11 protein-coding genes and 1 pseudogene are annotated in these 13,118 nt (G+C 72.9%); 1 reads left to right on the top strand and 11 read right to left on the bottom strand.

Going from position 1 to position 13,118, the window contains the following annotated elements:
- Positions 1-67: 67 nt before the first annotated feature.
- From UK82_RS24985 to UK82_RS39995, 8 genes and pseudogenes are all read right to left on the bottom strand, one after another.
- Positions 68-1,048, bottom strand: coding sequence for a carbohydrate ABC transporter permease (locus UK82_RS24985; protein ID WP_083507359.1), 981 nt, complete (start codon positions 1,046-1,048; stop codon positions 68-70).
- Positions 1,049-1,147: 99 nt separating this feature from the next.
- On the bottom strand, positions 1,148-2,050 hold the full coding sequence (locus UK82_RS24980) for a metallophosphoesterase (RefSeq protein ID WP_044884087.1): 903 nt from the start codon (positions 2,048-2,050) through the stop codon (positions 1,148-1,150).
- Between the two features lie 35 nt (positions 2,051-2,085).
- A complete protein-coding gene (locus tag UK82_RS24975) occupies positions 2,086-3,477 on the bottom strand; it encodes an ABC transporter substrate-binding protein (protein WP_055409696.1) in 1,392 nt (463 codons plus the stop codon).
- A 79-nt stretch (positions 3,478-3,556) separates the two neighbouring features.
- Positions 3,557-4,765: an ABC transporter ATP-binding protein gene (locus UK82_RS24970; RefSeq protein ID WP_055409727.1), complete on the bottom strand. Its 1,209-nt coding sequence runs from the start codon at positions 4,763-4,765 to the stop codon at positions 3,557-3,559.
- A 307-nt stretch (positions 4,766-5,072) separates the two neighbouring features.
- On the bottom strand, positions 5,073-6,020 hold the full coding sequence (locus UK82_RS24965; RefSeq protein ID WP_044884085.1) for a MurR/RpiR family transcriptional regulator: 948 nt from the start codon (positions 6,018-6,020) through the stop codon (positions 5,073-5,075).
- Positions 6,021-6,038: 18 nt separating this feature from the next.
- Positions 6,039-7,202: a homoserine O-acetyltransferase gene (locus tag UK82_RS24960; RefSeq protein WP_083507358.1), complete on the bottom strand. Its 1,164-nt coding sequence runs from the start codon at positions 7,200-7,202 to the stop codon at positions 6,039-6,041.
- 103 nt (positions 7,203-7,305) lie between these two features.
- Positions 7,306-7,757: pseudogene (locus UK82_RS40000) on the bottom strand (PLP-dependent transferase); the annotation flags it as partial.
- Position 7,758: 1 nt separating this feature from the next.
- The coding region (locus tag UK82_RS39995; RefSeq protein WP_236706407.1) for an O-acetylhomoserine aminocarboxypropyltransferase/cysteine synthase family protein at positions 7,759-8,598 on the bottom strand (840 nt) is incomplete at its 3' end.
- Positions 8,599-9,257: 659 nt separating this feature from the next.
- Between UK82_RS39995 and UK82_RS24950 the strand changes: the two genes are divergently transcribed.
- Entirely contained in the window at positions 9,258-11,156 is a 1,899-nt protein-coding gene (locus UK82_RS24950; protein WP_055409692.1) for an alkaline phosphatase D family protein, read from the top strand.
- Between the two features lie 69 nt (positions 11,157-11,225).
- Here the strand turns inward: UK82_RS24950 and UK82_RS24945 are convergent, their stop codons facing one another.
- The 3 genes from UK82_RS24945 to UK82_RS24935 form a co-directional block, all read right to left on the bottom strand.
- The gene (locus UK82_RS24945) at positions 11,226-11,936 is read right to left on the bottom strand and encodes a hypothetical protein (RefSeq protein ID WP_236706406.1); all 711 of its coding nucleotides are present in this window, start codon (positions 11,934-11,936) and stop codon (positions 11,226-11,228) included.
- Positions 11,929-12,561, bottom strand: a complete 633-nt coding sequence (locus UK82_RS24940; protein ID WP_044884081.1) for an RNA polymerase sigma factor — start codon at positions 12,559-12,561, stop codon at positions 11,929-11,931. The genes UK82_RS24945 and UK82_RS24940 overlap by 8 nt, the downstream gene beginning before the upstream one ends.
- 356 nt (positions 12,562-12,917) lie before the next feature.
- On the bottom strand, positions 12,918-13,118 hold a 201-nt coding region (locus UK82_RS24935), incomplete at both ends, for a transposase (protein WP_236706405.1).

Genomic DNA, 13,118 nt, shown 5'->3' with positions numbered 1-13,118 from the left:
CGGCGGGTCGGCGTGTCGGCGGGTCGGTGGGGAGGGACGGGCGCCGGTTGGTGCGGCGCGGCACCGGTCAGTTGTCGGCGAAGCTGTAACGGTCGGCGAGTTTCACCAGGAACGCGGCGACGACGGCGAAGACGGCGAAGAACGCGATGCCGGCGGCCGAGGCGAGACCGGAGTCGAGGCTGCGGAAGCCGTACTCCCAGAGCAGGTAGTAGACGTTCGTCGAGGAGTCCGCCGGCCCGCCCTGGGTGAGCACGTCGAGGAGCGGGAATGTCCACTGACCGGACAGCAGCACCGTCATGAGCAGCATGAACAGCAGCGTCGAGCGCAGTAGCGGCAGCGTCACCCAGCGGGTCACCTGCCAGCGGGAGGCGCCGTCCATCTCGGCCGCCTCGGCGTAGTCGGCGCTGATGCCGGTCAGGCCGGCGGAGATGACGAGGGTGGCGAAACCGAGGATCTGCCAGGCACAGATCCCGAGGATGGCGAGCAGCGCCGTCCGCTCCTCGCGCAGCCAGTTGTAGGAACCGAGACCGAGAGCGTGGTTGACGATTCCCTTGGGGTCCAGCAGCCAGCGCCACACTGCGGCCGTGGCGACCGGCGCCATGAGCATCGGCAGGAAGATCAGTGCACGGTACGTTGCCCGCGAACGGTCGCCCAGGTTCCGGATTCCCAACGCGATGGCGGTGGGCAGGATGATCGAGAAGGGGATCAGGCCGAGCATGTACCAGAGCGTGTTCTCGGCGGCGCCGCGCAACTGGGGGAGGGTGAACACCCGCCGGTAGTTCTCGAACCCGACGTAGGTCCGCGGCGAGGTGGGCAGCAGGTTCCAGTGGTAGAAGGAGAGCTGGACGGCCTCGACGATCGGTTTGTAGGTCCACAGCACCAGGCAGACCAGGCCGGGCAGCAGGTAGAGATACGGCGGCAGGGCGCCCAGCGCCCGCTGGGCAAGCGGCGGGCGAGCGGCCTGGACCCGTCTGACCGGGACCGCCACCGCGGCCCCACCGCCGCCGGAGATCCTCGCGGCGCCGGACGGCGCGACTTCGACGAACACGATCTGGAACTTCCTCTCCGGCAGGCGGACGCCACCCCCGTGCGGGGTCCGACCGGGCCACGCTCGGGGGTGGCGCGCTCCCGCACGCTCGATGGGACGTCAGAGGGCGGCGTGGGCGGCCTGGGCGGCGTGGGCGGTGTACTCGGCGGCGTGGCGGCTGAGATCGTCCAGGCTCAAGTCATAGATCACGTCGGCGGTGCCGATCGGCACCGTGGTGGCCACCGCGCCGGCCGGGTAGACGTCGACCCGGGTGTATTCGCCGCCCACCAGCCCGGTCATCCGGTCTGCCGCCCCGATTACCTGGGCCCGGTAGGCGGTGGCACCCGCCACCCACACCGGGATCCCGCCGAGCACACCCGCCGACGCGTGGTGGGCATGCCCGGTCAGCACGATCTTCACGTCGCTGCCGGCGAGGACGGCCGCGAGGTTCTCCGGTTCGGTGAGCAGCAGCGTGTTGACCGCGGCGATCGGGGAGGGCACGGGCGGGTGGTGCAGGGCCAGCACCGTCCCGGCGGGAGCCGGCGTGGCCAGCTCGTCGGCGAGCCAGCCCAGTTGGGCGGTGCTGAGGAAACCGCCGTGCTGGCCCGGCTCGGTGCTGTCAAGAACGATGACCCGCAGGTCGCCGACCCAGTGCGTGTAGTCGTGCGGCTCGGTGGTCGGCTCCACGCCGAGGAGCCCTGCCCGGAACGGCCCACGCGCGTCGTGGTTGCCCATCCCGTAGAGGACCGGCACCCCCATCCGGGCGGCGACCGGCTCCACCAGCTCCCGCAGCCGTCGGTAGGCCAGCGGATCGCCGCTGTCGGCCAGGTCGCCGGTGAGCAGCAGGACGCCGATCTGCAGCGGGGATGCCTCGAGCTGAGCGAGGACGGCCGACAGCACGGCATGGGTGTCGACCTTGTCGTACAGCCGCTCGCCCGATCGGACGATGTGGGTGTCGCTGATCTGGATCAGGGTGTGGGTGGGCGTGTGGGCGTTCGGGGCGAGCTGGGGGAGCACGGGCATCCCTTCCGCGGGCGTGGCGGACATGTCCGTCGGGGTCACTTGGGCGGCAGGAGGGTGGTGGCCTGCTTCTGCGCGGCGGCCATCGCGGCGGCGGGGTCCTTGTCGCCGAAGACGGCGCCCTCGACCGCGGACATCATCGTGTCGCTGATCTGCAGGTAGTTGTCGCCGGGGAAGGATTCCCACGGCTGCAGCCGGGTGAGCTGGTCGAGGTTGGGCTTGATGAGCGGGTTCGCCTTCGCCCACGCCTGCAGGCCGTTCGGGTCGTCGATGAGCCCGGTGCGCAGCGGCAGGTAGCCGATCTTCGAGGAGATCTGGGTGTAGGCGTGGTCGCTGGTGAGGAACTTGATCAGCTCCCAGGCGGCGCGCTGCTTGGCCGGGTCCTTGCTGAAGACGGCCAGGCCGGAGCCCGAGTTGGTGGGGACAACCGGCTTCGACCCGAACGACGGCTCCTGCGAGGCGCCGAGCTCCCAGTTGTTCGCCTTGGCCCCGGCCATGAACAGCCCCTGCACGGCGCTGGTCTCCAGGATCATCCCGAGCTGTCCGCTGCTGAACGCCTTGAACGCCTGCTGCTGGTCCAGGTTGGGCATGGCGCCGCTGTGGGCCAGGTCAGCCGCGGTCGACACCGCCGAGACGGCCGGCGCGTCGCCGAACGACAGCGTCCGGCCGTCCGCGGACATCACCCGACCTCCCGAGGATCGGACCAGGCTCTGGAAGCACCAGACGGCGGCCTTCGTCAGGCAGTCGACGACGATGCCGTCCTTGCCGGTCCTGGCCTTGATGGCCAGGGCGGCGGTCCGGACGTCGGCCCAGGTCTTCGGCGGGTTGGCCGGGTCGAGCCCGGCCTGGGTGAACAGCGTCCTGTTCAGCCAGAGCACCGGGGTGGAGAAGACGTAGGGCACCGCGTAGGTCTTGCCGTCGACGTTGCCGAGGGGGCGAGCCGTGGGGGCGAACGGGTGGGTGCCGCCGAAGTTGGCCTGCACGGCGTCCCGTCCGACCAGGGTGTCCAGCGGCTGGGCGCCGAGGCTGCCGGCGGCAAACCGCAGCGCGTCGAACGTGACCTGGGCGACGTCCGGCGGGTGACCGGCCAGTACCTGGTTCTTCACGCTGCTGGTGTAGTCGCCGTTCGGCGTGGTGCCCTGCGGCGGCTGGCCCTTGACGGTGATGTTGGGATGCGCGGCCTCGAAGTCGTGCAGCAGTCCCTCGATGACCGGCTTCCAGGTGCCCGTGCTGGTGAGGTTGTAGCTCTCGAAGACGATGGAGACCTTCTGATCCGGGGCGAGTTCGGGGATCGTCGCGGTCGAGCCGGCGCTGGCGCCGGCGGCCGCGCTGGACGGCGTGGACGAGGACGTCGCACACGCGGAGGCCAGCGCGGCGATCAGCGCGAGGCCAGCCGCGACGCGCAGCAGGCGTGGTCGGGCCACGGGCATGCTCCCTGGGGGATCGAGTGGGCCTTGGCTCGGGTGTGGCGGGTGGCTCGGGTGGCTCGGGTGTGGCGGGTGTGGCGGGTCAGACGCCGGCGGTGGTCGGAGTCGCGGTGGTCGGAGTCGCGGTGGTCGGATCGGGGGGAGCCGGCGTCCCGGCGGCGAGGGCGACCGGCACCGCGGGCCGGCTGGCCGGCTGCTGCCAGGTCAGGCGGCGTCCGCTGGCCCGGTCGAACAGGTGGACGCGGGCCGGGTCGACGCCGAGCCGGGTCCGGTCACCGACCGCGAGTCCGATCGGCCGCGGACCGCGTAGCGCCACCGGCTGCCCGTGCACATCGCACCAGGCCACCTCCTCGCTGCCCAGGTTCTCGATCGCGGTGACGACACCCTCGATCTCCACACCGGGGTGGTCCCGCGCGGTGGCGTCGCCGGCCGGGATCCGGCGCAGGCTCTCGGGCCGGATGCCGAGGGTCACGTCGCGGTCCGGCGCCGTGCCCGGCCACAGGGGGAGGCGCAGCCCCGGTGCCTGCACCGTCAGCATCGGGCCGTCCGCCTCGATGCGGGCCGCCAGCAGGTTCATCGGCGGCGCGCCGAGGAAGCCCGCGACGAACACGGACGCCGGGGTGTCGTACACCTCCGTCGGCGTGCCGACCTGCTCCACCCGGCCGCCGCTGAGCAGCGCAACGCGGGTGGCCATCGACATCGCCTCGACCTGGTCGTGGGTGACGTAGACGAAGGTGCGTCCGAGCCGGCGATGCAGGGCGGTGAGCTCGGTACGGGTCGCGGTGCGCAGCTTGGCGTCGAGGTTGGACAGCGGCTCGTCCATGAGGAACGCCTGCGGGTCGCGGACCAGCGCCCGGCCGAGGGCGACCCGCTGGCGCTGGCCACCGGACAGCTCGCGGGGTCGGCGGGCGAGCAGGTGGTCGAGTTCGAGCTGCCCGGCGACCTCGCGGACCCGGCGGCGGATCTCGGCCCGGGGCACGCGGGCGGCCCGCAGTGGGAAACCGATGTTGCGTTCGACGGACAGGTGCGGGTAGAGCGCGTAGCTCTGGAACACCATCGCGAGGTCGCGTTGGCGGGCCGGCAGGTGGGTGATGTCGCGTTCGCCGAGCAGGATGCGGCCCTCGCTCGGCTCCAGCAGGCCCGCGATCATCCGCAGCAGCGTCGTCTTCCCGCATCCGCTCGGGCCCAGCAGCACGAGGAAGTCGCCGTCGGCCACCTCGAGGGAGATGTCGTCGACGGCGCGGACATCGCCGAAGGTCCTCGTCAGGCCCTCGATCCGGATCTCTGCCACCAGCACTCCAGGTAACGTCCGTTCCGGGGGCGGGGCTGCTCCCGGTTTCCTGTTACCTGGGCAGCGTCGAATACCGAGATGAACGGTCTTCGACGGACGGGAAACGGACGGTGGTCACTTATCGCAACGGTTCTCTCTGGCTTCTGGTGGCGAGGGGTGCCATTCGACCTGGTCAAGGCGCCGATTGTGCCGTCGTCGCCTGTTACCGAAAGTGAGAAGATCTGTGGGCTGTGTACCTGCAGTCGGATCCCCACCGTCGGATCCCCATCGTCGGGTATCCGCCCTCGGAGGAGCGACCGCCGGGTGCCTACCGCCGCCGAGGCCCGTCGCCGTGCTCGGTCCCCGCCGGCTCCGGCGGACTCGCCGGCTCGGCCCGCACGGAGTGGCCGAGGACGTCCGGGACCAGGGACGACGCTCGTTGCGGGTCGTTCTCCCGGCGCAGCCCGACGGCGAGCTGCAGCGCGTTGAGCAGCAACAGCGACGCCAGCCGGCTCGCGATCGTGTCCGTGCCGACCGGCCAGTCGGGCGTCCCGACGACGAGGGTGATGTCGGCGATCTCGGCCAGCGGGCCCGACGTGTAACTGGTGATCCCGACGACCGCGGCCCCGGCGGTGCGGGCGGCCTCGGCGGCGCGCAGCGTCGGCTCGTTCGCGCCGGACGAGGTGATGACCAGGCAGACGTCGGTGGGGGCGAGCAGCCGGGCCGTGATCTCCTGGATGATCGAATCACCCGGCGCCTCCGCCGGACGGCCGATGCTCAGGAAGCGCAGCGCCGCATCCTGGGCGACGGGCCCCGAACCGCCGTTGCCGACGATGAGCAGCCGCCCGGCGGAGTCCAGCAGGTCGACCGCCGGGGTGAGGCAGGCGCGGTCCAGCGGTCCCAACGCGTCGGCGAGCACCTTCGCCGCCGCCTCGAACACGGTGTCGACCAGCCGCTCGACCGGGTCCCCGGCGCCGGCGCGGCCGACCTCGCCGCGCAGTGCCGCCGCCCCGGCCTCGCGGGCCAGCTCCACCCGGAAGTGCTGGAACCCGCGGAAGCCCAGCGACTGGCAGGCCCGTACCACGGTGGCCGCCGACGTCCCCGCCGCCTCCGCAAGCTGGGCCGCGGACCACTCCACCACCTCCCCCGGACGGGCCAGGCACACCTCGGCCACCCGTTGCTCGCTCGGCACGAGGCTCGGCAGGGTCGCGCGGATGGCCGCGAACAGCCCGCCCGGACGGACGGCACCGGCCGGTCCGGTGAAGGGAGTCACCATGATGGAGGTCTTACACGCCTAAGGTGACGAGCCGGGTGACCCGGTCGGAGAGTCGCCGCCGCGCAGCGCCCCGAGCGCCTCGCGGACGAGCGCGGCGACCTGGTCGGTCTCCGTGAGGAAGCCGTCGTGACCGCTGCGGGAGTGGATGACGCGCAGCGGCGCGCCGGTGGACGCGGCGATCTCCTGCTGCAGCCGCAGCGGGTAGAGCCGGTCGGAGTCGACGCCCGCGACGGTGAACGGCACCGGGCAGGCGCGCAGCGCCGCGGCGAACCCGCCGCGGCCCCGTCCGACGTCCTGCGTCATCATCGCCCGGGTCAGGGTGACGTAGGTGCCGGCGTCGAACCGACGGGCCAGCTTGCCGGCGTGATGGTCGAGGTAGGAGGCCACCTCGAACTGCCCGTCCGGGCGGGTCCGGGCGGCGAAGCGGTCCTCCAGCTCCTCCTCGCTGCGGTAGCTGATCTGGGCCATCCGGCGGGCCAGGCCCATCCCCGCGGCGGGCCCCTGCGCCGCCGGCAGGCGGTGGTAGTCGCCGCCGTGCCAGCCCGGGTCGTCGATGATCGCGCGCACCTGCACCGCGTACAGCCCGATCTGCTCCGCCGTCGCGGTGGCGCCGCAGGCCAGCACCACGACCCGCCCGACCCGGTCGGGATGGCCGACGGCCCACTCCAACGCCCGCATCCCGCCCATCGACCCGCCGACCACCGCTGCCCAGCGCCGCACGCCCAGGGCGTCGGCGACCGCCACCTCGGCGGAGACCTGATCGGCGATGGTGATCTCGGGCCAGCGACCGCCCCAGGGATGGCCGTCCGGTGCGGTGGTGGCCGGACCGGTCGTGCCCTGGCAGCCGCCCAGGACGTTGGGGCTGACGACGAACAGCCGCTCGGTGTCGAGCGCCCGGCCCGGCCCGATCAGCCCATCCCACCAGCCCGCGCTCGGATGGCCCGGTTCGGCGGGACCGGCGGCGTGGCTGTCCCCGGTGAGCGCGTGCAGGACCAGCACCGCGTTGCTGGCCGCGGCGTCCAGGCGCCCCCAGGTCTCGTACGCCACCCGCACCCCCGGCAGCACCCCGCCGCGCTCCAGGCGCAGCGGGCCGGGCAGCTCGGCGAACCGCCGCCGCCCGACCGGGTCGACGCCCGCCCGCCACGCCCCGGAGACGGCCGGTGCCCGGTCACCCGCCGGCACGCCGCCACGTGGATCGGCCGTGGTCGGATCGGGGGAGGCCGGGCCGGGGGAGGCCGGTGGCGGCGCCGGTCCGGTCGGCGGGGCCGGACCGGCGCCCCCCGGCTCAGCTCTTGGCGGCACGGAACCCCGCGTCGAGGTCGGCGAGGATGTCGTCGATCCCCTCGATGCCGACCGACAGCCGGATCAGGTCGGGGGTGACCCCGGTCGCGGCCTGCTCGGCCTCGGTGAGCTGGGAGTGTGTCGTCGTCGCCGGGTGGATGATCAGCGAGCGCGCGTCGCCGACGTTGGCCAGGTGACTGAACAGCTCGACTCCCTCGACGAACTTCCGCCCGGCCGCGGCCCCGCCGGCGATGCCGAACGACAGGATCGCCCCCGCGCCGCGGGGCAGCACCTGCTGCGCCCGGGAGTACCACTTCGACGACGGCAGCCCGGGATAGGTCACCCAGCTCACCTCGTCGCGCGCCTCGAGCCACTCGGCCACCCGCTGGGCGTTCGCGGTGTGCCGCTCGACCCGCAGCGACAGCGTCTCCAGCCCCTGCAGCAGCAGGAACGAGGNGAACGGGGAGATCGAGGCGCCGATGTCGCGCAGGAGCTGCACGCGGGCCTTGGCGATGTAGGAGCCGTGGCCGAGCGCCTCCCAGTAGACCAGTCCGTGGTAGCTCGGGTCGGGCGTGGTGAAGTTCGCGAACCGGCCGGACGCGCCGAAGTCGAACCGGCCGCCGTCGACGATGACACCGCCGATCGCCGTGCCGTGGCCGCCGATGAACTTCGTCGCCGAGTGCACGACGATGTCCGCGCCGTGCTCCAGCGGGCGGTACAGGTACGGGGTGGCCAGTGTGTTGTCGATGATGAGCGGGATGCCGTGGGCGTGGGCGACCTCGGACACCCCGGCGGTGTCGAGGACGTCGCCGCGCGGGTTGCCGATCGTCTCGCCGTAGAACGCCTTCGTGTTCGGGCGGACGGCGTCGCGCCATTCCTCCAGGTCGTCCGGGTCCGCGATGAAGGTGACCTCGATGCCGAGCTTCGGCAGCGTGTAGTGGAACAGGTTGTACGTCCCGCCGTACAGGCTGGACGACGACACCACGTGGTCGCCGGCCTCGGCGAGGTTGAGGATCGCCAGCGTCTCGGCGGCCTGCCCGGACGCGAGCGCCAGCGCCCCGACGCCGCCCTCCAGGGCGGTGATGCGCTGCTCGAACACGTCCTGCGTCGGGTTCCCGATCCGGGTGTAGATGTTGCCGGGCTCGCCGAGCGCGAACAGGGCGGCCGCGTGGTCGGTGTCGCGGAAGACGTAGCTCGTCGTCTGGTAGATCGGCACCGCCCTGGCGCCGGTCGTCGGGTCGGGCTGCGCGCCCGCGTGGATCTGCTGAGTCTCGAACGACCAGCTCTCGGCACTCATTGGGTGACTCTCCCCGTGTCGGTGTGGTGCGGCTGCACTGCGCTGTGGCCGCGTTGCGGCATTGGCTGTGGTGGAACATCGGCTGTGGTGGAACGCCGCCGGCGGGTGGAACGTCGCCGACGGTGGGTCGTCGCCGACGGTGGGTCGTCGCCTGCGGTGGGTCGTCGCCTGCGGTGGGTCGTCGCCTGCGGTGGGTCGTCGGGTGCGGGCGGCATGATGCCGGGCTTGGCGGGCCGCCGTCCACCGTCAGGGACGTGACGCGGTTGTGACGCGGACGTGACCTGGGTATGCGGCGGCCCGTGGCCGGACGCGGGCCACGGCGGTCACCGGAGCCGGCGCGGCCAGGGCTGGTGGGCGGGATGCCGACGAACGGTCGCGGCGAAAGGGCCCGGTCAGCGACCGGAGGACGCCACGACGGGGGCGGCGCCGCGAGGCCGGCGGACGGCCGGGACGCCGGATTCCGGGCACCCCACGGAACATCGCACGGCGGCGCGAAACCGTCCCCGATGTCCGACGTGTGACCTCACAGTTGACGACGCTAGCAGCGCGACGCCCCGTTGTCTGCGCCCGGCCGGCCGAAATGGCGCTGGTATTCATGATTGCTGATCTGGAGCGCACCCGCCACCGGTGGGACGGCCGGGACGGGCGACAGTAGAAGGATGGCTGGACTCCTCCTTGGCCCCATCCAACGCCACCCGGACGTCTCCCGCGTCGCCGTCTGGGTGGAGACCGACGCCGCGTGCGAGGTGCTGGTCGCCCTTCCGCCGCAGGTGGTGGGCGAGGGAGAGGGGGGCCCGGGTCCGGGCGACCCTGGTCCACTCGGACGGGTCGCGGGCCGCGCGTCGACGTTCGAGGTGGCCGGGCACCACTACGGCCTAATCGTCGCGGACGGTCTTGTGCCCGGGGAGCCGGTTCCGTACGAGGTGTGGCTGGCCGGGGCCGCGGCGCCTCCCCTGCGGGTGTGGCCCGAGCCCGGGGCGCCCCCGAGCCTGCTGCGGCCGGTCGGCGGCGGCGAACCGGTGCGCATCGTCTTCGGCTCCTGCCGGGTCACCGCGCCGCAGGAGCCGCCGTACACCCTGAACGCCGACGACGACAGCCAGGGCCTGGGCACGGACGCGCTGCACGCGCTCGCGCTGGAGCTGCCCACCCGCGACCCCGCCACCTGGCCCGGCGCCCTGCTGCTGCTGGGCGACCAGGTCTACGCCGACCACGTCTCCCCGCAGACCGCCGCGCGGATCCGGCGGCGACGCGACGTCACCGCTCCCCCGGGGGAGGAGATCGCCGACTTCGAGGAGTACACCTGGCTCTACCAGGAGGCCTGGTCGCAGCCGGAGATCCGCTGGCTGCTGTCCACGGTCCCCACCGCCATGATTTTCGATGATCACGACGTGCGCGACGACTGGAACATCTCCGCGGCGTGGCGCGCGCAGATCAGGACCGAGCCCTGGTGGGACGCGCGGATCACCGGCGGGATCATGGCCTACTGGCTGTACCAGCACCTGGGCAACCTGACACCGGACGAGCGTGACCGCGATCCGGTTCACCGAGCCGTCATCGCGGCCGGCCAACCCGGCCCAGACGGCCTCAGCGGCCCCGGCCCGTCCGCGGAGGACCTGCTGCGCGCCTTCGCCCGGCGTTCCGACGCCGACGCCGACCGAGCCGTCCCCGACCACCCCCACCCCACGGACCCCCACCCCACGGACCCCACCGAGCCCGAGCAGGCCGAGGTCGACGCCCAGGCCGAGGCCGACCTGGGCGGCGTCGAACCGCGGGAGCGGTCGGTGCGGTGGAGCTTCCGCTGGGATCTGGGCCGGACCCGGCTGGTCGTGATCGACTCGCGGGCGACGCGGGTCGTCGCGGCGGACGGCACGCGGGCGATGGTCGACGCCGCCGAGTGGGCCTGGGTGTGCCGGCAGACCGAGCACACCGGCGAGGTCGACCATCTGCTGCTCGGCACGTCGGTGCCGTACCTGCTCAGCCCGCTGATCCACAACGTCGAGGCGGCCAACGAGCAGATCGCGGCGGGCCGGTGGGGCCGCCGCGCCGCCGAGGTGGCCGAGCGGCTGCGCCAGGCGCTCGATCTCGAACACTGGGCGGCGTTCGGCGCGTCCTTCGACGCGATGACGGAGCTGCTGCGCGCCGTCAGCGCCGGCGAGCACGGCCCCGCCCCGGCCAGCGTCGTCGTGCTGTCGGGCGACGTGCACCACGCCTACCTCGCCCGAGCCGACCTGTCGAAGGTCGGGCCGGCCGGGGTCGACGTGCCGGTGTGGCAGGCGGTCTGCTCGCCGTTCCGCAACCCGCTCGGCCCCGGGATCCGCCGGATCGACGCCCTGTCCCGCCGGACCCCGTTCGCCGTGGCGTCGGGGGCGGTCGCGCGACTCGCCGGCGTGCCCCGGCGGGCGCTGCGCTGGACGGTGACCGACGGCCCCTGGTTCGACAGCCAGCTCGCCGTGCTGGAGCTCGAGGGCCGCACCGCGCGCCTGACCGTGTCGAAGACCGAGCCGGACGGCACCCCCGGCGGCCTCGACCCCGTCCTCGTCGCCGACCTCACCCCGTGACCCTCACCCCTGGACCCTGGAAGGGCTGCTGGGTGGTGGTCGCCCGAGGGGAGCCGACCACCCCCACCCTCATTTCTGGCGGAGATCGGGAAACGGCACGACGACCACGGCTGACCGGTCGTGGTCGATGGCGAGGCTGGCGCAGGGCAGACCGCGCGCCCATGGCCGGCCGAATCCGCTGTCGTCGACCGACCATGAGGAAAACCCGTAGGAATCCAGTGCTCGCCGGAGATCGGCCACGATCTCCGCGCGAGGACGGCAGCGATCCGCCGCTACCAGGCTGACCGCGTCGTGCTGGAAGGCGGCGAACCGCCGCCCCAGGTCAGAAACACCCGCGAACGGTCGCAGTCCCAGGGATCCGCAGGCGTCCTTGCGCGGGAACACGGCGATTCCCCCGTCGTCGCGCAGGCAGGCGGCTGCATCGCCACCAGACTCGAGCCCGGAGCGCCGCCACATCTCGAGACAGGCACCGACAGGATCGGCCGCGGCAGCACCACCGATGACAGCGGTATCGCTCTGAAGGCTGACGGCGGAATAGCAACCAACGGCGCTCGCCCGGTCGGCCAGGCCACCCGGTCGCAGGCCCCAGCCGGCCGCGGCTAGGCAGGTGACGACCACCACAGTGCCCGGGAGCAGCACCCGCCGTCGCCGCCACCACCGTTTCGGCGACGACCGCAGCGAAGCGGCGACGTAACGTTCGAGCAGAATCCGACGCTGCTCCAGCCGCTCCCCGGGAATCGACCGCGGCGGCGGAAGTTGCCCAAACTCCAGATCAGACATCTCGCGCCATTTCCTGACCGGGTAGGTCTCCCGTCGGACCGGCTACACCGGCAGGGAGATCCCAGGAGTCAGCCGCCGTCCGCACCTTTTTCAGCCGGCCGCGCGCCCGCGCCAACCGTGACCGCACCGTCCCCACCGGGATACCAAGCGCCACCGCGGCCTCCGCATAGGTCAGACCCTCCATCGCCACCAGTACGACGGCCTCCCGCATCCCGCGATCCAGCACCGCGAGCTCGTCCAGGACCGCCCGCATCCGCCGCTCGTCATCCAGCCGCGATACGACGTCGTCGGCATGGTCCGGCTCCGCGCGCGCCGGCGGCAGCCGGTACAGCGCCGCGTCGTACCGACGGGCGGCGCGCCGCTGGTTGCGCATCACGTTCGTCGCGACACCGAGCAGCCAGGACCGCAACGACCCCGACACCACCACCGCGTCGGACCGCCGCCGCCACGCCTCCAGGAAGACCACCGACGTCGCGTCCTCAGCCTCGCCCCACGACCCGAGACGGTGGAAGCAGTACGAGTGCACGACGCCCGCATGCGCCCTGAACAGCCGCCCGAACGCCGCGCCGTCCCCGCGGGCGGCCCGCGCCAGCAGTGCCTCGTCCGACTCGGACTCACCCGTCATCGCTGCCCCATACCGGTTATGTGTCCGCCCGGCGCCGTCCGGTTCCCGCAGCCCCACGAGAAGTGCACAGCAGCCCGGCGGGCGACCAGCCGGCGGTTGCGGTGCGTGCTGCACGGTCTGAACCCTGTAGGCCGTGCGTGTCGCACCGCAACGCGCGCCGCAACTGTGCGAAGGACCTGCTTGTCCAGGAGTGTCTAGAAGATCACTGAAAATCTTGCGGGGTGCTGGTGGGGGTGGATGGCCGTGGTTTAAGGGGGTGCGGCGGTCAGGGNCCAGCCGTTGGTGCTGGTGTGGGNGAGTCCGAGGTTGATCAGCCGGCGGAGGNTGAGTGCGGCGGCGCGGTGGTGGAGCCAGGNGTCGTTGCGGGTCACGCCGCGGTAGGGCACGCGGCGGTTGCCGTGGGCTACCAGCCAGGCGATTCCGCGTTCTACCGGGGGACGCCAGCGGCGGTACTCGTCCTGCCATGCCGGGTTGGTGGCCTCGCGGCGGGCGGCGGCCAGCTGGGTGTGCTGGGGGTGGATGGTGAGGGTCCGTCCGGTGGTGGATGTGGTGCAACG

Origin of the sequence: Frankia sp. ACN1ag (assembly GCF_001414035.1) — a bacterium.
In the GTDB taxonomy this organism is placed as follows: domain Bacteria; phylum Actinomycetota; class Actinomycetes; order Frankiales; family Frankiaceae; genus Frankia; species Frankia torreyi.
This window is presented reverse-complemented; position numbering and strand designations above follow the sequence as displayed.

Bases quoted from the DNA above. Each gene is read 5' to 3' on its own strand.
- UK82_RS24980 (WP_044884087.1), bottom strand. From the start codon at position 2,050: ATGCCCGTGCTCCCCCAGCTCGCCCCGAACGCCCACACGCCCACCCAC.
- UK82_RS24975 (WP_055409696.1), bottom strand. From the start codon at position 3,477: ATGCCCGTGGCCCGACCACGCCTGCTGCGCGTCGCGGCTGGCCTCGCG.
- UK82_RS24965 (WP_044884085.1), bottom strand. From the start codon at position 6,020: ATGGTGACTCCCTTCACCGGACCGGCCGGTGCCGTCCGTCCGGGCGGG.
- UK82_RS24950 (WP_055409692.1), top strand. From the start codon at position 9,258: ATGGCTGGACTCCTCCTTGGCCCCATCCAACGCCACCCGGACGTCTCC.
- UK82_RS24945 (WP_236706406.1), bottom strand. From the start codon at position 11,936: ATGTCTGATCTGGAGTTTGGGCAACTTCCGCCGCCGCGGTCGATTCCC.
- UK82_RS24940 (WP_044884081.1), bottom strand. From the start codon at position 12,561: ATGACGGGTGAGTCCGAGTCGGACGAGGCACTGCTGGCGCGGGCCGCC.